This window comes from Microbacterium sp. HSID17254 (assembly GCF_003989315.1).
Taxonomy (GTDB): domain Bacteria; phylum Actinomycetota; class Actinomycetes; order Actinomycetales; family Microbacteriaceae; genus Microbacterium.
Genome location: NZ_RBLT01000044.1, coordinates 1 through 18,757, shown reverse-complemented (window position 1 = coordinate 18,757; position 18,757 = coordinate 1). Strand labels below are relative to the sequence as shown.

The window sequence follows — 18,757 nt, the reverse complement described above, 5'->3', positions numbered from 1 at the left end:
CGAGCGCGACGGCGCGGTCGATCGGTGCGCCGCCGGCGAGCGCCACCGCGACGAGTTCCGCGGCCATGCCCGGCGTGCCCGGCGCTGGGCGTGCTTGGCGCAGCAGCCGCCGTATCCAGAGCCGAGCGGCCGCGACCAGCAGCAGCCCCGCGACGACGCATACGCCCCCGAGCGGGTTACCGATGATCGCGCCCAGGGTGTCGAATCCCAGCGCGGCGCCGAGCAGCAGACCGGCCAGCGGCATCCACAGCAGCAGTCGCGCCGTCCCCGCAGGCTCGGCGAGAGCCACTCGGACATCGTCGGCCGCCGACGCGGCATCGCGCAGCGCCTCGGCGATGGTGCGGAGCACGTCGGCCAGCGGTGCCCCCACCGTCGTGGCGACCTCCCACGCCGCCGCCAGCTCCGTCCACATGCCACCCTGCGCCTCGATCGCGGACACCAGCGGCATGCCCTCGCGCGTTCGTTCGAGCACCGCCGTCGCGGCGGGGTCTCCCGTGCCCGCGAGGTGCCTCCAGGCGACGAGGGGGATCGCCCCGGCCTGCAGGAGCACCGCGAGCGTCTGGACGGAATCGGCGACATGCGGACCGGCCGCCGACGCCGGACGCGGCACACGGAGCGTCACCACGGCTCGACCTCCTCGATCGTCAGGCGGTCGCCCGCGAGCGCGAGACGGCCGGCCTTCGCGATGCGTCGGATGCCATCCCGAGCCCGCTCCAGGTGCAACACGATGGTGAAGGCACTCACCGCCTGACGCGCGAGCGCCACCGCGTCCATGTCGGCGAGCGCTCCCAGGGCCTCCAACCGCGCGGGGACGTCGGCCAGACCGCTGGCGTGCAGAGTGCCGGCGCCGCCGTCGTGCCCGGTGTTGAGCGCGGTGAGCAGCTCCCGCACCTCCACTCCTCGGCATTCGCCCACCACGAGGCGGTCGGGCCGCATGCGCAGGGACTCCCGCACCAGCCGCGCCAGATCGATCTCACCGGCGCCTTCGAGGTTGGCCTGCCGGGCCTCCAGAGCGACATGGTGCGGATGCCGGGGCCGCAGCTCCGCGACGTCTTCGATGGTGACGATGCGCTCCTCGGGCGGGACCTCCGACAGCAGGGCCGACAGCAGCGTCGTCTTGCCGGAGCCCGTGCCCCCGGTGAGGAGGAGGTTCGCCCGGTCGCGGACCAGCGCGCCGAGCCATCGCCGCTGGCGCGGATCGAACGCTCCGCGCGCCGCGAGCGCATCGAGGTCGGCGGCATGCACGCGAGGGACGCGGATCGACAGGGCTGTGCCTCGCGCCGACACCGGAGCCAGCGCGGCGTGCACCCGGACCCCGGACCCGAGGCGGACGTCGACGCACGGCGTCTGATCGTCGAGGTGTCGCCCGCCGATCGCGACGAGCGCCACGGCGAGCTCCCGGACCTCCCGCTCCGTCGCCCGCCACTCCGGCACACGTACCGCGCCCCTCCCCCTGTCCACGAACAGCGCGTCCGCGCCGTTCAGGAACACGTCCGTGACCTCGTCGTCGATGAACGGCGCGAGCGGGGCGAAAGCCGGCTCACCCCGGAGAGCCTCCTGCGGCGAGCGTGGCGTCGCGCGCGTCTCGGACAAGCGCGGCTGGATGACGAATCGGTCAGGCATACGGCGACGGTAGGCCGCAGGCCGCCCACCTGGACCGCGCGGTGCCCGGGCTCCCGCGGCGCGTGTGCACAAGCCGGCGCCGTCTCCCGCAGTGGAGGAGCCGATCGCGAAGCGAGCGCGAATCGGGAGCGCTCCCATGAGAAAGGGCGGCACCTCACGGGGGGAATGAGGTGCCGCCCACGGCGGCTCTCGATCGGGGGAATCGGGCACGCCAAGGCCGGAATGAGATTTCGGCTGTCGTCGAGTGTACGCAAGGCGACCGTCCTGACAAAACCCACCCGACTACTGACTTTCGGCAGTATTCGACGGTGGGGGCCGGGGATAGATTCACCCTGACCTGGTCGCACTCCCCCTGCGGCCATGCCTGCACGACCCGAACGCCGCAAAGGAGCGCCTGCCGATGAGCAGTCAGATCGATCACCTTCTCGACGAGACCCGGCGCTTCGCGCCGTCGGAGGAGTTCGCCGCCCAATCCGTCGCCTCGAAAGAGCTCTACGAGCGCGCCGCCGCGGATCGCGAGGGCTTCTGGGCCGATCAGTCGCGCGAGCTCGTGCACTGGCACAAGCCCTTCACCCAGGTCCTCGACTGGAGCAACCCGCCCTTCGCCAAGTGGTTCGACGACGGCGAGCTCAACGTGGCCTACAACTGCCTCGACCGGCACGTCGAGGCCGGCAACGGAGACCGCGTGGCGCTCTTCTGGGAGGGCGAGCCCGGCGACAGCCGCCGCATCACCTACGCCGAGCTGACGGACGAGGTCAAGCGCGTCGCGAACGTGCTCGAGGGTCTCGGCATCGGGCAGGGCGACCGCGTCGCGATCTATCTGCCGATGATCCCCGAGGCGATCGCCGCGATGCTCGCCGTGGCGCGCGTGGGCGCCATCCACTCGGTCGTCTTCGGCGGGTTCAGCGCGGACAGCCTGCGCTCCCGGATCGACGACGCCGGCGCCAAGCTCGTCATCACCGCGGACGGCGGGTACCGCAAGGGCCGCGTCTCCGCGCTGAAGCCGGCGGTGGACCAGGCGCTGGCCGACCGCGGCGAGGGCGAGCAGCAGACCGTCGAGCACGTGCTCGTGGTCAAGCGCGGCGAGAACGAGGTGGAGTGGACGGAAGGCCGCGACCTCTGGTGGCACGACGTCGTCCCCGCGGCCTCGGCCGACCACACGGCGCAGGCGTTCCCCGCCGAGAACCCCCTCTTCATCCTGTACACCTCGGGCACGACGGGGAAGCCGAAGGGCATCCTGCACACCTCCGGCGGCTACCTCACCCAGGCGGCGTACTCGCACAAGAACGTCTTCGACCTGAAGCCGGAGACCGACGTCTACTGGTGCACCGCCGACATCGGCTGGATCACCGGACACAGCTACGTCACCTATGGTCCGCTCGCGAACGGCGCGACCCAGGTGCTCTACGAAGGCACGCCCGACGCCCCGCACCCCGGCCGCTGGTGGGAGCTCATCGAGAAGTACAAGGTCTCGATCTTCTACACGGCCCCGACCGCGATCCGCTCGTTCATGAAGATCGGTCGCAGCGTCCCGCAGAAGTTCGACCTGTCCTCGCTGCGCGTGCTCGGCTCAGTGGGCGAGCCCATCAACCCCGAGGCCTGGATGTGGTACCGCGAGGTCATCGGCGCCGGCACGACCCCGATCGTCGACACGTGGTGGCAGACCGAGACCGGCGCGATCATGGTGTCGGCGCTCCCCGGCATCACCGCGACGAAGCCCGGCTCCGCCCAGGTGCCGCTGCCCGGCATCTCGATCGACGTGGTGGACGAGCAGGGCGTCGAGGTCGGCAACGGCAACGGCGGGCTCCTCGTCATCACCGAACCGTGGCCGAGCATGCTGCGCGGCATCTGGGGCGACCCGGAGCGCTTCCGCGAGACCTACTGGGAGAAGTTCGAGAAGCAGGGCTACTACTTCGCCGGCGACGGCGCGCGGCTCGACGAGGACGGCGAGCTCTGGCTGCTCGGACGCGTCGACGACGTGATGAACGTCTCGGGTCACCGCCTGTCGACCGCGGAGATCGAGTCCTCGCTCGTCGCGCACGAGGCCACCGCGGAGGCCGCCGTCGTCGGCGCCTCGGACGAGACCACGGGTCAGGCGGTCGTGGCGTTCGTGATCATCAAGGAGAGCTACCTCTCCGCGCACGACCCGGCGGGACTCGCGCAGCAGCTGCGGCTCTGGGTGGGCGAGCAGATCGGCGCGATCGCCCGTCCGCGTGACGTCTACATCGTCGGCGAGCTGCCGAAGACCCGCTCCGGGAAGATCATGCGGCGCCTGCTCCGCGACGTGGCCGAGGGTCGCGAGGTCGGCGACACGACGACGCTCGCGGACACGGCCGTGATGAGCATCATCTCCGCCCAGGTCAAGTAACGCGAGACCCCGGGTTAACGTCGAGACCCCCTGCTGCAGACGTCTGCAGCAGGGGGTCTCGACGTGTGCCCGGGGTCTCGGCGTGCCGGGCGCGGGAACTATGCGAGGCGGAACGTGACCTCGACCTCGACGGGGCTGCCGAGCGGGAGCTCCGCGACGCCGACGGCGGCACGCGCGTGCCGGCCCTCCTCGCCGAAGATCTCGCCGAGCACCTCGCTCGCGCCGTTGATGACGCCGGGCTGTCCGGTGAAGCCCTCCGCCGAGCCGACGAAGCCGCCGACCCGGACGACGCCGGCGATGCGGTCCACGCCGCCCGCGACGTCGGCCGCGGCGGCCAGCGCGTTCAGAGCGCACGTCCGCGCGTACGCCTTCGCATCCTCGGCGGACACCTCCGCGCCGACCTTGCCGGTCGCGGGGAGGGCGCCGTCGACGAACGGGAGCTGGCCCGACGTGTAGACGAGGCCGCCGTGCACGACGGCCGGCACGTAGGCGGCGACCGGAGCGGCGACGGCGGGCAGCTCGATGCCGAGCTCGGAGAGGCGGGCGGCGATGCTCATGCCTGGCCTCCCTCGAACTGGCGCGAGGCCTCGGCGGCGGCGAGACCGGCGTTGGTCGAGCCGTCCGTGGTCACGGGGCGCTTGAAGTAGGCGACCAGACCGCCTTCGGGGCCCTGCACCACCTGGACGAGCTCCCAGCCCTGCTTGCCCCAGTTGTTGAGGATGGCCGCGGTGTTGTGGATCAGCAGCGGCGTGGTGAGGTACTCCCACGTGGTCATGGCACTCCTGTCGATCAGGGCGCGTCCAGGGCAGACCGGGCCGCGCTCGTCAAAGCCGGTATTCAGGGAACTCCCCTACGATCAAGCGTATGCCCCAAAAGAACCGCACGGTGAAGGGCGTGCTCGGCGGTCTCGTCGGGCTCGTCGGACTGAGCGCCATCGCCGGTCTGCTGGTCACCGCCAGCGTCACCCCCGTCCTCGCGATGACCGGCGTCGCCGGCACCACGGCGCTGACCATCTTCGATGAGCTGCCCGAGGTGCTGAAGGTCGACACTCCCATGGAGCAGTCGACCATCTACGCCACGAACCCCGAGGGCAAGCCGGTCGTGCTGGCGTCGTTCTACGAGCAGAACCGCGTCCCGGTGAAGTACGAGGAAGTCTCGCCGGTCCTCTACGACGCGATCCTCTCGAGTGAGGACAAGAACTTCTACACCCACGGCGGGGTCAACCTCGGCGCGACGGTGAAGGCCCTCGTCGACAACGTGCGCGGCACCTCGAGCCGTGGCGCCTCGACCATCAGCCAGCAGTTCGTGAAGAACGTCCGCATCCAGCAGTGCGAGCAGAACGTCAGCACCGCCTCCGAGACCTACGCGGACGAGCTGCAGCAGTGCTGGCAGGACGCCACCAACGCGTCGGGCGTCGACGGCATCGAGCGCAAGCTCCAGGAGATGCGCTACGCCATCCAGATCGAGAAGGACTACTCGAAGAACGAGATCCTCCTCGGCTACCTGAACATCGCGAACTTCGGCGGCACGGTCTACGGCATCGAGGCCGCGTCGCGCTACTACTTCTCCACGTCCGCCAGCAAGCTCAGCGTCGCCCAGGCCGCGACCCTCGCCGGCATCGTGCAGAACCCGAACACCTACCGCATCGACAAGCCGGAGGGCACGTACACGACCAAGGACGGCGTCGCCCACAACTCCGCGGAGGACGGCTACAAGGACGCCAAGGACCGTCGTGACTACGTCCTCGGGCGCATGCTCGCCGACAAGAAGATCACCCAGGCCCAGTACGACGAGGCGATGGCCTCGGCGATCGAGCCGGCGATCACCGTTCCCGTCCAGGGCTGTGCGGCGGCCGGGCGCAACGCCTACTTCTGCCAGTACGTGAAGTCGATCATCGAGAACGACGAGGCCTTCGGCGAGGACATCCAGGACCGTCGGGATCTGCTCCGCCGCGGTGGCCTCAAGATCTACACGTCGCTCGACTTCCGGGTGCAGGACCCGGCCGCCGAGGAGATGGCCAACGTCGTCCCGGCCAACTTCGACAACAAGTACTTCGGCGCCGCGGGCGTCTCCATCGAGGTCGGCACCGGTCGCATCCTCTCGATCACCCAGAACACGATGTTCTCGGAGACGCCGACCACCGATCAGGCGTACTCCTCCCTCGTGTTCGCCGGTGACCAGAAGTACGGCAAGTCCGGCGGCTTCCAGGTGGGATCGACGTACAAGCTGTTCACCCTCATCGACTGGCTCGAGAAGGGGCACTCCGTCCGGGAGAACCTGAACGGCACCGTGCAGACCAATCTGCGGATCCCCGTCTGCGGCAGCCCGCAGGCGACGAACACGGCGGAGATCGGCAACTTCGGCCGCAGCCGCGGCTACCCCGGCACCCCCATGACCTTCACGGCCCAGTCGCTCAACAGTGGCTACTTCGCGATGGCGGCCAAGCTCGACGTCTGCGACATCAACAAGGTCGCCGACAAGATGGGCGTCACGCTGGCCAACGGCAACAAGGTCACCGAGGAGAACGTGCCGTACGACGTGCTCGGCCCGAAGAACATCTCCCCCATCGCGATGGCCAACGCGTACGCCACCGTCGCGAGCGGCGGCACGTACTGCACGCCGCGCGCGATCGACAAGGTGATCGACGCGGAGGGCAAGGAGCGCGAGCTTCCCAAGGCCTCGTGCACCGAGGGCGTGCTCGCCCCGGAGGTCGCCGCGACCGCCGCCTACGCGCTCCAGGGCGTCATGGCCGGCGGAGGCACCGGTGCCAGGGCCAACCCGTTCGACGGCACGCCGCTGATCGGCAAGACCGGTACCCACGACCTCTGGTCGACGATGATGATCGAGTCGAGCACCAAGGTCGCGACCGCGGTCTGGGCCGGCCGGTCGAACGGCAACCACGACAACGTCTTCAACGTCTGGACCGGCAGCCACCTCCTCAACGAGGTGCGCTATCCGCTGGCGAGGGCGGCTCAGCACGCGGCCAACATGGTCTACGGCGGCGACGCCTTCCCACAGCCCGACGGCAACCTCATCCGGCAGATCCGGGTGGACGTGCCCGATGTGGTCGGACAGACGGTGGAGGAGGCGACGGCCACCCTCGAGCGTGCCGGGTTCACCGTCTCGGTGGGCGATCCCGTCGACAGCGACAAGGCGACCAACATCGTCGTCGCGCAGGATCCCAGTGGTCAGGCTCCGTCGGGCGCCACCATCACGATCTCGCCGAGCAACGGTGACGGAGCGACCGTCCCCGACGTCACCGGCCAGTCTCCGACCGCCGCGAACGCCGCGCTGATCGCAGCCGGCTTCACGTCGGTCGAGCGCGCCGGATCGTGCAACGCGGACGATGCCAAGGTGACCTCGACGGACCCGGCCGCGAACACCGCGGCCACGAAGTCCACGCCGATCAGGGTGACGTGCAAGTAGGCGCGCCCCGCGCGGCACACCCGGCCCTCATCGCGCTCGGCGCGGTGGGGGCCGTCGGTGCGGCCGCCGCGGTGTGGGGCATCGGGATCGAGCGCTACCTGTTCACCGTGCGGGAGGTGACGGCGGAGGCCCTTCCCGCCGGCGCGGAGCCGCTGCGCATCCTGCACCTGTCCGATGCGCACATGGCGCCCTGGCAGCGTCGGAAGCAGGACTGGCTCGCCTCGCTCGCCGAGCTTCAGCCCGACCTCATCGTCAACACCGGCGACAACCTCGGTCACGAGGACGGGCTGCAGGGGATCCGTCGCGCCTTCGCTCCCCTCGCCGGCATCCCCGGTGTGTTCGTGCACGGGTCGAACGACGTCAACGTCCCCACGCCGCGCAATCCGCTGCGCTACTTCGCGGGCCCGTCTCAGAAGATCCGACAGCCGGCTCTGCTCGACACCGCCGCGATGGACGACTACTTCACGGACGAGCTCGGCTGGGCCGATCTGAACAACGCCGCGGCTCGGCTGACCGTCCGCGGAGCGCCCGTCGACCTGTTCGGCGTGAACGACGCGCATCGCGACTGGGATCGGCTGGACCTGCTCCCCGACGCCCTGGCCGGCCTCGGTCCCCGCCCGGGCGGTGCTCCCGTGCTGGGGGTGACGCACGCCCCCTATCAGCGGGTGCTCAACGGCTTCGTCGACCTCGGCGCGGACGCGATCCTCGGCGGACACACGCACGGGGGCCAGGTGTGCCTCCCCGGGTATGGCGCGCTCGTCGCCAACTGCGACATCCCCCTCAAGCAGGCCAAGGGGCTGAGCACCTGGACGCACGACGGGCGTTCGGCGCCGCTGAACGTGAGCGCCGGCTGCGGACACTCGATCTACGCCCCCGTGCGCTTCGCGTGCCGCCCCGAGGCGACGCTGCTCACCCTGACCCCGCGCGCCTGAGCCCGTACGACACGGGCGCGGATCCCCGTGCCGAGGGCTCCCGCACGGCGCGCCACGCGGATGTGCGCGCTCGATTCGGTGCTGGAGGCATTTCGCTGTAGACTCGGAGGGTTGCAAAACGGGGTGTGGCGCAGCTTGGTAGCGCGCTTCGTTCGGGACGAAGAGGTCGCAGGTTCAAATCCTGTCACCCCGACCAGTGACACGAGAAGGCCGCCCGCAGGGGCGGCCTTCTCTGTATCGGGATGTCGTGCGAGAGGGGAACGCATGGGGAGGCTCCTGCCGCCGCCGCGTCGTTCGACGCGCATCTGGGCGCTCGCTCTCGGGCTGCCGTTCCTCGCCGGCATCGCGTTCCTCACGCTCACGCCCGCGCGGGTGGAGCAGACGATGCCCTCCGTGGTGGACCTCGCCCTCGGCGCACTCCACCGCGTCGGCTGGACGGGCCTCGACTTCACGCGCCTCGAGATCCTCGCGAACGTCATCGTCTTCGTCCCCGTCGGCATCCTCGCGTTCCTGCTCCTTCCCCGTCGGCTCTGGCCGCTGTCGCTGCTCGTGGGCCCGACCCTCTCGCTTGTGATCGAGACGGCGCAGTACCTGGCACTCCCCCACCGCGCCGCGACCGTGAGCGACGTGCTGGCCAACTCCACTGGGGCGACGATCGGCATCGTCATCGCGGTGTTCTGCACGCTGCTCGCCACCACACCCTCCTCCCGGCCGCGAACACCTACAGTGGAGGCATCATGACATCGCCCTCTCTCGTCGCCTTCGACCTCGATGACACGCTCGCGCCGTCCAAGGGCACGATCGACCCGCGGATCGCCGCGCTCCTGAACGAGCTGCTCCGATCCGTCGACGTCGCCATCATCTCCGGGGGCAACGAGGCGCAGTTCCGCACGCAGGTCGTCGCGCAGCTCGCGGACGCCGACCCGGAGGCGCTCGCCCGCCTGCACCTGCTTCCGACGTGCGGCACGCGATACCTGCGGCATGACGGCAGCGACTTCGTAGCCGTGTACGCCCACGATCTGAGCGACGAGGAGAAGTCCGCCGCCCTCACGGCCCTCCGCGAGGAGGCGGAGCGCCTCGGGCTCTGGGAGGCCGAGCCCTGGGGCGAGATCCTCGAGGACCGCGGCTCGCAGATTACGTTCTCGGCCCTCGGCCAGCAGGCACCGCGTGACGCCAAGCACGCCTGGGATCCGACCGGCGCGAAGCGCGGCGCCCTGCGCGATGCCGTCGCCGCGCGGCTTCCTGGCCTCGAGGTGCGCTCCGGCGGCTCGACCTCCATCGACATCACCCGCGCCGGCATCGACAAGGCGTTCGGCATGCGACAGCTCGCCACGCACACCGGGATCGAGCTCACGGCGATGCTGTTCTACGGCGACCGTCTCGACGAGGGCGGCAACGACTACCCCGTCCTCGCGCTGGGCGTGCCGTCGGTGGCCGTCGAGGGCTGGGAGGACACGGCGGCCCGCCTCGAGGCTCTCCTGCCGACCCTCTCCACCCGGGTCTGACGCGCAGGTTCGCACGACGTCGACCCGCCTGCACGACGGGAGGATCGAATCCGTCGTGCAGGCGTGGTCTGGTCGTGCAGAGGGGTCAGTGCACCTCGACGCCGGCCGCGCGGGAGACGGGCACCAGACGGGTGAGCTGGGTCACGTGCCCGGGCTCGAGCTCCGCGAGCGAGGCCACGCCCAGCAGCCGCATCGTGCGCTCGATCTCGCCGCGCAGGATGGCGATCGTGCGGTCGACGCCCTGACGACCTCCCGCCATCAGGCCGTAGAGGTACGCACGGCCGATCAGCGTGAAGTCGGCACCGAGCGCGACGGACGCCACGATGTCGGCGCCGTTCATGATGCCGGTGTCGATCATGACCGTGAAGTCGTCGCCGACCGCACGCCGGACCTCGGGCAGGAGGTGGAACGGGATCGGGGCGCGGTCGAGCTGGCGCCCGCCGTGGTTCGACAGCACGATGCCGTCGACACCCGCGTCCCGCAGGCGCACGGAGTCCTCGATGTTCTGCACGCCCTTGATGACGATCTTGCCGGGCCAGATGTCGCGGATGACGGCGAGGTCGTCGTAGCTGATCGTCGGGTCCATCGCCGCGTCGAGGAGCTCGCCCACGGTGCCGCCGGTCGTGCTCAGCGACGCGAACTCCAGCTTCGGGGTGGTCAGGAAGTCGAACCACCACCAGGGCCGCGGGATGGCGTTGATGATCGTGCCGAGGGTGAGCTGCGGCGGGATGCTGAAGCCGTTGCGCTTGTCGCGGAGACGGGCGCCGGCGACCGGTGTGTCGACGGTGAACTGCAGGGTGTCGAAGCCCGCGGCGGCGGCGCGGCGGGCGAGCTCGTACGAGATCTCGCGGTCGCGCATGACGTAGAGCTGGAACCAGTTCCGACCGGGCACGGGGCCCTGCGGCTCCCGGACCGTCGCCGCCTTGACGTCCTCGATCGAGGTGGTCCCGAGGGTGGACAGCGTGAACGGGATGCCCGCGGCGGCCGCGGCTCCGGCACCCGCGACCTCGCCCTCGGTCTGCATGAGCCGGGTGAAGCCGGTCGGCGCGATGCCGAACGGGAGCGCGGACGGACCGCCGAGGATCTCGACGGCCGTGTCGACGTCCGGCGCCGGCTTGAGGATGCCGGGGTGGAACTCCACGTCCTGGAACGCCTGACGGGCGCGGCTCAGCGAGAGCTCGCCCTCGGCCGCGCCGTCCGTGTAGTCGAAGGCGGCCTTCGGTGTGCGGCGCTTGGCGATCGTGCGCAGATCGTCGATGGTGAGCGCGGCGTCGAGACGGCGCTTGCGCCCGTCGAGCTCGGGCTTCTTGAACTTCATGAGCTCCAACAGCTCGGCGGGGTTGGGGAGCTGGCGCTGGACCATGTTCTGCCTCTCAGTTCTGCGGGGTGATAGCGCGGGTGAGGCCCGCGGCGGTGTAGTAGCCGGTGATGTGGGCGCGGACCAGGCGCCGGGCGGTGTCGACCTCGCCCGCGTCGATCGCCGCGACCAGTGCACGGTGCTCGGACCGCAGGCGGTCGGCCATGCGGTCCCAGTCGTTGACGGTCGCCGCGCCCGCGAGCACGTACGACTCGATGGCGGAGCGGAGGCCCGCCATCATCGCCGCGATGACGGTGTTGCCGCTGCCCTCCGCGAGGGAGAGGTGCAGCTGCGCGTCGAGGGCCAGGAACTCGGCCGGAGTGAGGGCGCCGTCGTCCATGGCCGTGAGCAGCTCGTGCGCCCGGACGGTGTCCCGGTGGGCGGCCGATGCCATGGCGTCGACGACCGCGTCCTCGAGCACGAGTCGCGTGCGGACGACGTCATCGAGCGGGAAGCCCTGCGCGGCCACCTGGAGCCGCAGGAGCGCCGACATCCCGCCGGTGGGGGTCGCGATGACGATGGCGCCCGCCTGCGGCCCGGAGCCGGTTGCGGTGCGGATGAGGCCGAGCACCTCGAGCACCCGGAACGCCTCTCGCACACTCGACCGCCCGACGCCGAGGTCGCTCGCGAGGTCCCGTTCGGACGGCAGCCTGTCCCCCGGGCCGAGACGACCGTCGAGCAGGTCACGCTCGATGTGCTCGAGCACGAGTCGCCATGCCCGCGCCGGCTGCTCCGTCATCCCGCCTCCTGTGGTCAGACCACAGGTTAGCGCGTGTGGTCAGACCACGCAATGCGGTGATGCGGCGCGCGCGACCCACCCCTATTCGTGCGTCCCGGCCCGGTGCGTACGCACGCAGAGGGGTGGGGCGACCGGAAGGGGGTGGGTCGGCGGGTCAGCCGAGACGGCCGCCGGACTCCTCCAGATAGCAGGTGCCACACAGCGACTCGTAGGTCGTGAGCTCGGGCGAGGCGGAACCGTCGGCGCCCTCGTCGATCGCGACCTGGTCGCCGTCGAACACGAAGCGGCCGCCGACCACGCGGCCGTTGAACACCGCCTTGCGCCCGCAGCGGCAGATGGTCTTGAGCTCCTCCAGGGAGTGCGCGATGGCCAGGAGCCGGGCGGAGCCGGGGAACGCGTGAGTGCGGAAGTCGTTGCGGATGCCGTAGGCCATCACCGGGATGCCGTCCTCCACCGCGATGCGGAACAGGTCGTCGATCTGTGTCGGCGTGAGGAACTGCGCCTCGTCGATGAGGAGACAGGCGACGTCGATCGGGCCGGTCGGGAGGAGCTCCTCCTCCGTGGACCGCTGCATCCGCTCGCGGTGGACCGCGAAGAGCGCGCGCACGTCATCGTCCGGACCGACGAGGAAGTCGACCGGCCGCGTGACGCCGAGGCGACTCTCGATCTGCCCCGCGCCCTTGGTGTCGATCGCGGGCTTGGCGAGGAGCACGTGCTGGCCGCGCTCCTCGTAGTTGTAGGCGACCTGCAGCAGAGCGGTCGACTTGCCCGAGTTCATCGCGCCGTAGCGGAAGTAGAGCTTCGCCACGGGCCCAGGTCAGACGTTGATGCCGAGGACGGCGGCAGTCGCGGCGGTCGACTCCTCCGCGAGCTCCGCGTCGCCGTTGAGCTTCCGGCCGAAGGTGGGGATGAGCTCACGCAGCTGCGACTCCCACCCCGGGTACTCGCCGGGGAAGCACTTCTTCAGCAGGTCGAGCATGATCGGCACGGCGGTCGAAGCCCCGGGGGATGCACCGAGGAGACCGGCGATCGAGCCGTCGCCCGAGACGACCACCTCGGTGCCGAACTGCAGCACGCCGCCCTTCTTCGGGTCCTTCTTCATGACCTGAGCGCGCTGACCGGCGTCGATGAGCGTCCAGTCCTCGTCCTTGGCCGTCGGCATGAACGTGCGGAGGCTGTCGACCTTCTTGCGGTGGTTCTTCATCAGCTCGCTGATGAGGTACGTGATGAGGTCGGGATTGGCGAAGGCGACCCGCAGCATCGGCCAGAGGTTGTGCGGCCGGACCTGCGTGACGATGTCGAGCATCGAGCCGTTCTTGAGGAACTTCGGGCTGAACGTCGCGAACGGCCCGAACATCAGCGATGCCTCGCCGTCGACGACACGCGTGTCGAGGTGCGGGACCGACATCGGCGGCGCGCCGACCGAGGCCTGCGAGTAGACCTTCGCCTTGTGCTGCGCGACGATCTTCGGGTTCGTCGTCTTGAGGAACTGGCCGCCGATCGGGAAGACGCCGTAGCCCTTGATCTCAGGGATGCCGGAATTCTGCAGGAGCTTCAGCGCCCAGCCCCCGGCCCCGACGAACACGAACTTCGCCTTGATCTCGTTCGGGGTGCGGCCGACCGTCGTGCGGTACTTGATGAGCCAGGTGCCGTCCTTCTGACGCTTGAGCGACTTGACCTCGTGGTTCGTGCGCACGGCGACGCCCGAGTCACGCAGGTGATCGAAGAGCTGATGCGTGAGCGCGCCGAAGTCGACGTCGGTGCCGGCGGGCACCCGGGTGGCCGCGAACGGCTCGCCCTTCCGCCGCTTCTGCATGAGCAGCGGCGCCCACTGGTTGATGACGCGGGAGTCTTCGCTGTACTCGATGCCGGCGAACAGCGGCTGCTCCTTGAGCACCTCATAGCGCTTCTTGAGGTAGGCCACGTCCTTCTCACCCCGCACGAACGTCATGTGCGGCGTCGCGTTGATGAAGGTCGACGGCTCGTCCAGCACGCCCTTCTCGACGAGGGAGGACCAGAACTGGCGGCTCTGCTGGAACTGCTCGTTGATCGAGATCGCCTTGGCGGGGTCGAGCGGAGCGTCGCCCTGCTGCGGCATGTAGTTCAGCTCGCACAGGGCGGCATGCCCGGTCCCGGCGTTGTTCCAGGGGTTCGAGCTCTCCTGCGCCACGTCCGACAGCCGCTCGAAGGCGACGATCTTCCAGTCCGGCTGCAGCTCGTGCAGCAGGGTACCCAGGGTGGCGCTCATGATGCCACCGCCGATCAGGACGACATCGACGTTTTCAGTCACCCGAACAGTCTAGTTCGCGGGCAGGACCCCGCCGACCACCGGGCGGTCAGGACACCGGGGCGAGGCGCTCGGCGAGCACTTCGGCGATCTGCACCGCGTTCAACGCCGCCCCCTTGCGGAGGTTGTCGTTGCTGATGAAGAGCACGAGCCCCTTGCCCTCCGGAGCCGACTGGTCGGCACGGATGCGGCCCACGAAGCTCGGGTCCTTGCCCGCGGCCTGCAGCGGGGTCGGCACCTCGTCGAGCACGACGCCCGGCGCCGCGCTCAGCACCTCCCTGGCGCGCTCGGGCGTCAGGTCGCGGGAGAACTCGGCGTGGATCGACAGCGAGTGGCCCGTGAACACCGGCACGCGGACGCAGGTACCGGCGACGCGGAGGTCGGGCAGCTCGAGGATCTTCCGGCTCTCGTTGCGGAGCTTCTTCTCCTCGTCGGTCTCGTTGTCCCCGTCGTCCACGAGGTTCCCCGCGAACGGGATCACGTCGAAGGCGATCGGCGCGACGTACTTCTCGGGCTCGGGGAAGTCGACCGCGGAGCCGTCGTGCACGAGGCGGAGGGTGTCGCCCTGCGCGAGCACGCCCTCGACCTGGCCGAGCAGCTCCTGGGCGCCGGCGAGTCCGGAGCCGGACACCGCCTGGTAGGTCGACACGATCAGGCGCTCCAGGCCGGCCTCGGCGTCGAGGACCTTCAGCACCGGCATCGCCGCCATCGTGGTGCAGTTCGGGTTCGCGATGATGCCCTTGGGCCGGTCGTCGATCGCGTGCGGGTTGACCTCGCTGACGACGAGGGGGACCTCGGGGTCCATGCGCCAGGCGCTGGAGTTGTCGACGACCACGGCGCCGGCCTCGGCGAAGCGGGGGGCGTAGGCGCGGCTGGCGGTGGCACCGGCGGAGAACAGCGCGATGTCGATCCCGGACGGGTCGGCGGCCTCGACGTCCTCGACGATCACCGTCTGTCCGCCGAACTCGATCGCCGTGCCCGCGGAACGCGCCGACGAGAACAGCCGCAGCTCGCGGATCGGGAACGAACGCTCCGCGAGAATCTCGCGCATCACGGTGCCCACCTGGCCGGTGGCGCCGACGATGGCGACGGAGAGTCCTGATTCGGAGATGCGGGTCATGATTTTCCTTGGCTTCGTGCGGTACGGCGTACGAGGCTTCGGGCGCGGCGTCGGGATGCTGATGCTGCGCCTGGCGCCGGTGTCAGGGTTTCCGCGAGTCTATCGCGCCACGACCACCCCGAAGCCCGTCCGTTTCACGAAGGCACGCGCCCCCGGTACATCAGGCGAACGCGGGACAACAGGCACGCGCGGACAGGGCCGCCTGAGTTAGCGCGAACGCCTGAGCTGACGCGGGCCCGGGAGAACAGGCAGTCCCGCGAGAACAGGCGAACGCGGGACAACAGGCACGCGCGGACAGGGCCGCCTGAGTTAGCGCGAACGCCTGAGCTGGCGTGGCGCGCTGGCGTGGAGTCAGCGGCCGGTGCCGGCGTGGACCGTGGCCTCCGCGTCGCCGTCGAGACCGTAGGCGGTGTGCACGGTGCGGGCAGCCTCGGTGAGGTCGGTGTCGCGGAGCACGACCGAGATGCGGATCTCCGACGTGGAGATCATCTCGATGTTGATGCCGCCGGCGGACAGGGCCTCGAACAGGGTCGCCGAGACACCGGAGTGCGTGCGCATCCCCGCGCCGACCACGGAGAGCTTGCCGATCTGGTCGTCGTGGATGAGGTTCTGGAAGCCGACCTCGGTCTGCTCGCCGGCGAGGGCCTTGAGCGCGGCAGCGGCGTCGGCCTTGGGGACCGTGAACGAGATGTCCGTGCGCCCGGTGGCGGAGACGTTCTGCACGATCATGTCGACGTTGGCGCCGGACTTCGCGACGATCTTGAAGATCTCGGCGGCCTTGCCCGGGACGTCGGGCACCCCGGCGACGGTGATCTTGGCCTGGCTGAAGTCGGTGGCGACGCCGGCGACGATCGGTTCTTCCATGACTGCTCCCTCGGCTTCGCGAGGGTTCTTCATGCCCTCGCCCAGAACGTATGTGCCCTCGGCCGACGAGAACGTCGACCGGGCGTGGATGAGGACACCGTGCCGGCGGGCGTACTCCACGGCACGGATGTAGAGGACCTTGGCGCCGTTGGCGGCGAGCTCCAGCATCTCCTCGCTGGAGACGTGGTCGAGCTTCTGCGCCTTCGGAATCACGCGCGGGTCGGCGGTGAAGATGCCGTCCACGTCGCTGTAGATCTCGCAGACGTCGGCCGACAGTGCCGCCGCCAGTGCGACGGCCGTCGTGTCCGACCCGCCGCGGCCGAGCGTGGTGATGTCGCGGGTGTCGCGGTTGAACCCCTGGAAGCCGGCGACGATGACGATGGCGCCCTCGTCGAGCGCCTCGCGGAGTCGCACGGGCGTGACGTCGACGATGCGCGCCGCGCCGTGCTGCGAGTCGGTGATCATGCCGGCCTGGCTGCCGGTGAACGACCGCGCTTCGAAGCCCATGGAGTGGATCGCCATCGCCAGCAGCGCCATCGAGATCCGCTCGCCGCTGGAGAGGAGCATGTCGAGCTCGCGCGGCGCCGGGATCGGCGCGACCTCGTTCGCGAGGTCGAGCAGCTCATCGGTCGTGTCGCCCATGGCGCTCACGGCGACGACGACGTCGTGACCGGCGCGACGCGTGTCGACGATGCGCTTGGCGACGCGCTTGATGCTCTCTGCGTCGGCGACGGACGAGCCGCCGTACTTCTGCACGATGAGGGCCACGTTCACTCCCTGGGATGTCGGGCGGATCCGCCCACGGTCATTCTACGATCGGCGCGCATGCCGCCCCGCGCATGTGACGGCTCAGGCGGGGGCGGGCGGGACGGGCGTCACCGGGCGCAGGCGCCCTCCGGTGGCGGCGAACCAGCACCCGACGATGATCAGCGGGAATCCGAGGAGGAGCCCCGGGGTGAGGGGCTCGGCGAGCACGATGGCGCCGAGCACGATCGCCACGACCGGGTTCACGTAGGTGAACAACGGCGCCCTGACCGGTCCGACCTCGCGGATCAGCGCGAAGAAGGCCAGGAACGCCAGCGCCGTGCAGATGACGGCGAGGGCGAGCAGCGCACCGATCGACGGGAGCGTGGGCACCTCGTGCTGCGTGAGCAGACCGATCGGGAGATAGAAGATGCCGACCATGAGCAGGGACAGCGTGATCGTGCCGAGCGAGGGCACGTCGTTCAACTTGCGCGCCACGATGAACGGTGCGATCGCGTACAGCACCGCGACGAGCAGCACCTCCCCGGCCGCGAGCAGGCTCACCTCTCCCCCGAAGAGCCCGGGCCCCGCCACGACGATGGCGACGCCGACGAAGCCGACGAGCAGGCCGAGGCCGCGGGCGGGACGCAGCACGCCACGGTCGCCGCCGCCCAGCGCGATGAGGGCGGCGAACAGCGGCACCGTGGCGACGAGGAGTCCGGTCATTCCGGAGGGCAGCGTCATCTCGGCATGCCCGAGAAGGAGGAACGGTCCGGCCATCTCCACCGCCCCGAAGGCCAGCACCCACGGCCAGTGCCGGAGCGCCGCGCGAAGGGCGCCGCTGCGCAGGGCGAACGGCAGCAGGAGGAGAGCCGCGATCAGCGTCCGTCCCGCCACGATCGCGGGCGGGGAGATCGAATCCACCGCCACGCTGATGAAGAGGTAGGGAACGCCCCAGAGCAGGGCCATGGCCCCGAAGAGCAGCCAGCCCCGGCGGGAGAAGCCGGACTGCGGGGTCACAGCACGCGCCGGCCCTCGAAGGCCCGGCCGAGCGTCACCTCGTCCGCGTACTCGAGGTCGCCGCCGACCGGGAGGCCCGAGGCGAGCCGCGAGACCGTGATCTGCATCGTCGTCAGGAGCCGGCTCAGGTAGCTCGCCGTCGCCTCCCCCTCCAGATTGGGGTTCGTGGCGATGATGACCTCCTGCACGGTGCCGTCGGCGAGCCTCGTCATGAGCTGGGCGATCCGGAGGTCGTCCGGCCCGATGCCCGCGATGGGGCTGATCGCGCCGCCGAGCACGTGGTACAGGCCGCGGAACTCCCGCGTGCGCTCGATCGCCGCGACGTCCTTCGCGTCCTCGACCACGCAGATCAGCGCCTGGTTGCGGCGAGGGTCGCGACAGATCGCGCAGCGTTCCTGCTCCGCGACGTTGCCGCAGATCTCGCAGAAGCGGACCCGGATGCGGATCTCGGTCAGCAGCTCGGCGAGACGGGCGACGTCGAACGTCGGCGTCTGCAGGATGTGGAACGCGATGCGCTGCGCCGACTTCGGGCCGATGCCGGGAAGGCGGCCGAACTCGTCGATCAGCTCTTGGACGATGCCGTCGTACATCAGGAGAACCTCGTGGGGGGCTCGTAGGGCTCTTCGCGAAGGAACGTCGCGCCGAGCACCTGGCGGATCACGGCCTCTCCGTAGCGCTGCACGCCGCCGGCGGCAGGGGTGCGCTCGACGACGACCGGTGGAGCGGCCGCGGGGGCCGCGCGGGCGGCCGCCTTCGGGGCCGCCGCCGGAGT

General features: G+C 70.2%; 18 protein-coding genes and 1 tRNA gene. 6 read left to right on the top strand and 13 right to left on the bottom strand.

The genetic code is table 11. The features are described from left to right. Both D8M34_RS16035 and D8M34_RS16030 read right to left on the bottom strand, forming a co-directional pair. Positions 1 to 625 (bottom strand): type II secretion system F family protein (locus D8M34_RS16035; protein ID WP_126894491.1); only part of this gene is annotated, 625 nt, incomplete at its 3' end. Next, positions 619 to 1,623: a TadA family conjugal transfer-associated ATPase gene (locus D8M34_RS16030; protein WP_126894490.1), complete on the bottom strand. Its 1,005-nt coding sequence runs from the start codon at positions 1,621 to 1,623 to the stop codon at positions 619 to 621. The genes D8M34_RS16035 and D8M34_RS16030, both read right to left, overlap by 7 nt. 400 nt (positions 1,624 to 2,023) lie before the next feature. Here D8M34_RS16030 and acs point away from each other — a divergent pair, with 400 nt between their 5' ends. Further along, positions 2,024 to 3,991, top strand: coding sequence for an acetate--CoA ligase (acs, locus tag D8M34_RS16025; RefSeq protein ID WP_126894489.1), 1,968 nt, complete (start codon positions 2,024 to 2,026; stop codon positions 3,989 to 3,991). Positions 3,992 to 4,089: 98 nt separating this feature from the next. Here the strand turns inward: acs and D8M34_RS16020 are convergent, their stop codons facing one another. Both D8M34_RS16020 and D8M34_RS16015 read right to left on the bottom strand, forming a co-directional pair. Then, the gene (locus D8M34_RS16020; RefSeq protein ID WP_025104268.1) at positions 4,090 to 4,548 is read right to left on the bottom strand and encodes a RidA family protein; all 459 of its coding nucleotides are present in this window, start codon (positions 4,546 to 4,548) and stop codon (positions 4,090 to 4,092) included. After that, the gene (locus tag D8M34_RS16015; protein ID WP_126894488.1) at positions 4,545 to 4,766 is read right to left on the bottom strand and encodes a hypothetical protein; all 222 of its coding nucleotides are present in this window, start codon (positions 4,764 to 4,766) and stop codon (positions 4,545 to 4,547) included. Before D8M34_RS16015 ends, D8M34_RS16020 begins: the two co-directional genes overlap by 4 nt. An 89-nt stretch (positions 4,767 to 4,855) precedes the next feature. On the opposite strand from D8M34_RS16015, the gene D8M34_RS16010 reads away from it, so the two are divergent. From D8M34_RS16010 to D8M34_RS15990, 5 genes are all read left to right on the top strand, one after another. Beyond that, positions 4,856 to 7,417: a transglycosylase domain-containing protein gene (locus D8M34_RS16010; protein WP_025104266.1), complete on the top strand. Its 2,562-nt coding sequence runs from the start codon at positions 4,856 to 4,858 to the stop codon at positions 7,415 to 7,417. Then, positions 7,408 to 8,349, top strand: coding sequence for a metallophosphoesterase (locus tag D8M34_RS16005; RefSeq protein ID WP_126894487.1), 942 nt, complete (start codon positions 7,408 to 7,410; stop codon positions 8,347 to 8,349). Before D8M34_RS16010 ends, D8M34_RS16005 begins: the two co-directional genes overlap by 10 nt. Before the next feature lie 119 nt (positions 8,350 to 8,468). Continuing rightward, positions 8,469 to 8,545: transfer RNA gene (locus D8M34_RS16000), tRNA-Pro, on the top strand. 68 nt (positions 8,546 to 8,613) lie between these two features. Beyond that, positions 8,614 to 9,090 (top strand): VanZ family protein, encoded by a 477-nt coding sequence (locus D8M34_RS15995; protein ID WP_126894486.1) that lies wholly within the window; start codon positions 8,614 to 8,616, stop codon positions 9,088 to 9,090. Beyond that, entirely contained in the window at positions 9,087 to 9,854 is a 768-nt protein-coding gene (locus D8M34_RS15990) for an HAD-IIB family hydrolase (protein WP_126894485.1), read from the top strand. Before D8M34_RS15995 ends, D8M34_RS15990 begins: the two co-directional genes overlap by 4 nt. An 85-nt stretch (positions 9,855 to 9,939) precedes the next feature. Here the strand turns inward: D8M34_RS15990 and D8M34_RS15985 are convergent, their stop codons facing one another. From D8M34_RS15985 to D8M34_RS19220, 9 genes are all read right to left on the bottom strand, one after another. Further along, positions 9,940 to 11,217 (bottom strand): alpha-hydroxy acid oxidase, encoded by a 1,278-nt coding sequence (locus tag D8M34_RS15985; protein WP_025104262.1) that lies wholly within the window; start codon positions 11,215 to 11,217, stop codon positions 9,940 to 9,942. Between the two features lie 10 nt (positions 11,218 to 11,227). Next, complete coding sequence (locus D8M34_RS15980; RefSeq protein WP_126894484.1) at positions 11,228 to 11,950, bottom strand: FadR/GntR family transcriptional regulator; 723 nt, start codon at positions 11,948 to 11,950, stop codon at positions 11,228 to 11,230. A gap of 154 nt (positions 11,951 to 12,104) precedes the next feature. Further along, complete coding sequence (locus D8M34_RS15975; protein ID WP_062636208.1) at positions 12,105 to 12,758, bottom strand: thymidine kinase; 654 nt, start codon at positions 12,756 to 12,758, stop codon at positions 12,105 to 12,107. A gap of 9 nt (positions 12,759 to 12,767) precedes the next feature. Further along, complete coding sequence (locus D8M34_RS15970; RefSeq protein WP_126894483.1) at positions 12,768 to 14,240, bottom strand: malate:quinone oxidoreductase; 1,473 nt, start codon at positions 14,238 to 14,240, stop codon at positions 12,768 to 12,770. Between the two features lie 46 nt (positions 14,241 to 14,286). Further along, complete coding sequence (locus D8M34_RS15965; RefSeq protein WP_062636204.1) at positions 14,287 to 15,357, bottom strand: aspartate-semialdehyde dehydrogenase; 1,071 nt, start codon at positions 15,355 to 15,357, stop codon at positions 14,287 to 14,289. 351 nt (positions 15,358 to 15,708) lie between these two features. Next, the gene (locus D8M34_RS15960; protein WP_025104257.1) at positions 15,709 to 16,989 is read right to left on the bottom strand and encodes an aspartate kinase; all 1,281 of its coding nucleotides are present in this window, start codon (positions 16,987 to 16,989) and stop codon (positions 15,709 to 15,711) included. Positions 16,990 to 17,070: 81 nt separating this feature from the next. Continuing rightward, positions 17,071 to 17,985: a DMT family transporter gene (locus tag D8M34_RS15955; RefSeq protein ID WP_126894482.1), complete on the bottom strand. Its 915-nt coding sequence runs from the start codon at positions 17,983 to 17,985 to the stop codon at positions 17,071 to 17,073. Beyond that, positions 17,982 to 18,575, bottom strand: coding sequence for a recombination mediator RecR (gene recR, locus D8M34_RS15950; protein ID WP_025104255.1), 594 nt, complete (start codon positions 18,573 to 18,575; stop codon positions 17,982 to 17,984). Before recR ends, D8M34_RS15955 begins: the two co-directional genes overlap by 4 nt. Beyond that, positions 18,575 to 18,757 (bottom strand): hypothetical protein (locus tag D8M34_RS19220; RefSeq protein ID WP_126894481.1); only part of this gene is annotated, 183 nt, incomplete at its 5' end. The genes recR and D8M34_RS19220, both read right to left, overlap by 1 nt.

Coding starts and splice junctions, on each gene's coding strand:
- D8M34_RS16030 (WP_126894490.1), bottom strand. CDS start 1,623: ATGCCTGACCGATTCGTCATCCAGCCGCGCTTGTCCGAGACGCGCGCG.
- acs (WP_126894489.1), top strand. CDS start 2,024: ATGAGCAGTCAGATCGATCACCTTCTCGACGAGACCCGGCGCTTCGCG.
- D8M34_RS16020 (WP_025104268.1), bottom strand. CDS start 4,548: ATGAGCATCGCCGCCCGCCTCTCCGAGCTCGGCATCGAGCTGCCCGCC.
- D8M34_RS16015 (WP_126894488.1), bottom strand. CDS start 4,766: ATGACCACGTGGGAGTACCTCACCACGCCGCTGCTGATCCACAACACC.
- D8M34_RS16010 (WP_025104266.1), top strand. CDS start 4,856: ATGCCCCAAAAGAACCGCACGGTGAAGGGCGTGCTCGGCGGTCTCGTC.
- D8M34_RS15995 (WP_126894486.1), top strand. CDS start 8,614: ATGGGGAGGCTCCTGCCGCCGCCGCGTCGTTCGACGCGCATCTGGGCG.
- D8M34_RS15990 (WP_126894485.1), top strand. CDS start 9,087: ATGACATCGCCCTCTCTCGTCGCCTTCGACCTCGATGACACGCTCGCG.
- D8M34_RS15985 (WP_025104262.1), bottom strand. CDS start 11,217: ATGGTCCAGCGCCAGCTCCCCAACCCCGCCGAGCTGTTGGAGCTCATG.
- D8M34_RS15980 (WP_126894484.1), bottom strand. CDS start 11,950: ATGACGGAGCAGCCGGCGCGGGCATGGCGACTCGTGCTCGAGCACATC.
- D8M34_RS15965 (WP_062636204.1), bottom strand. CDS start 15,357: ATGACCCGCATCTCCGAATCAGGACTCTCCGTCGCCATCGTCGGCGCC.
- recR (WP_025104255.1), bottom strand. CDS start 18,575: ATGTACGACGGCATCGTCCAAGAGCTGATCGACGAGTTCGGCCGCCTT.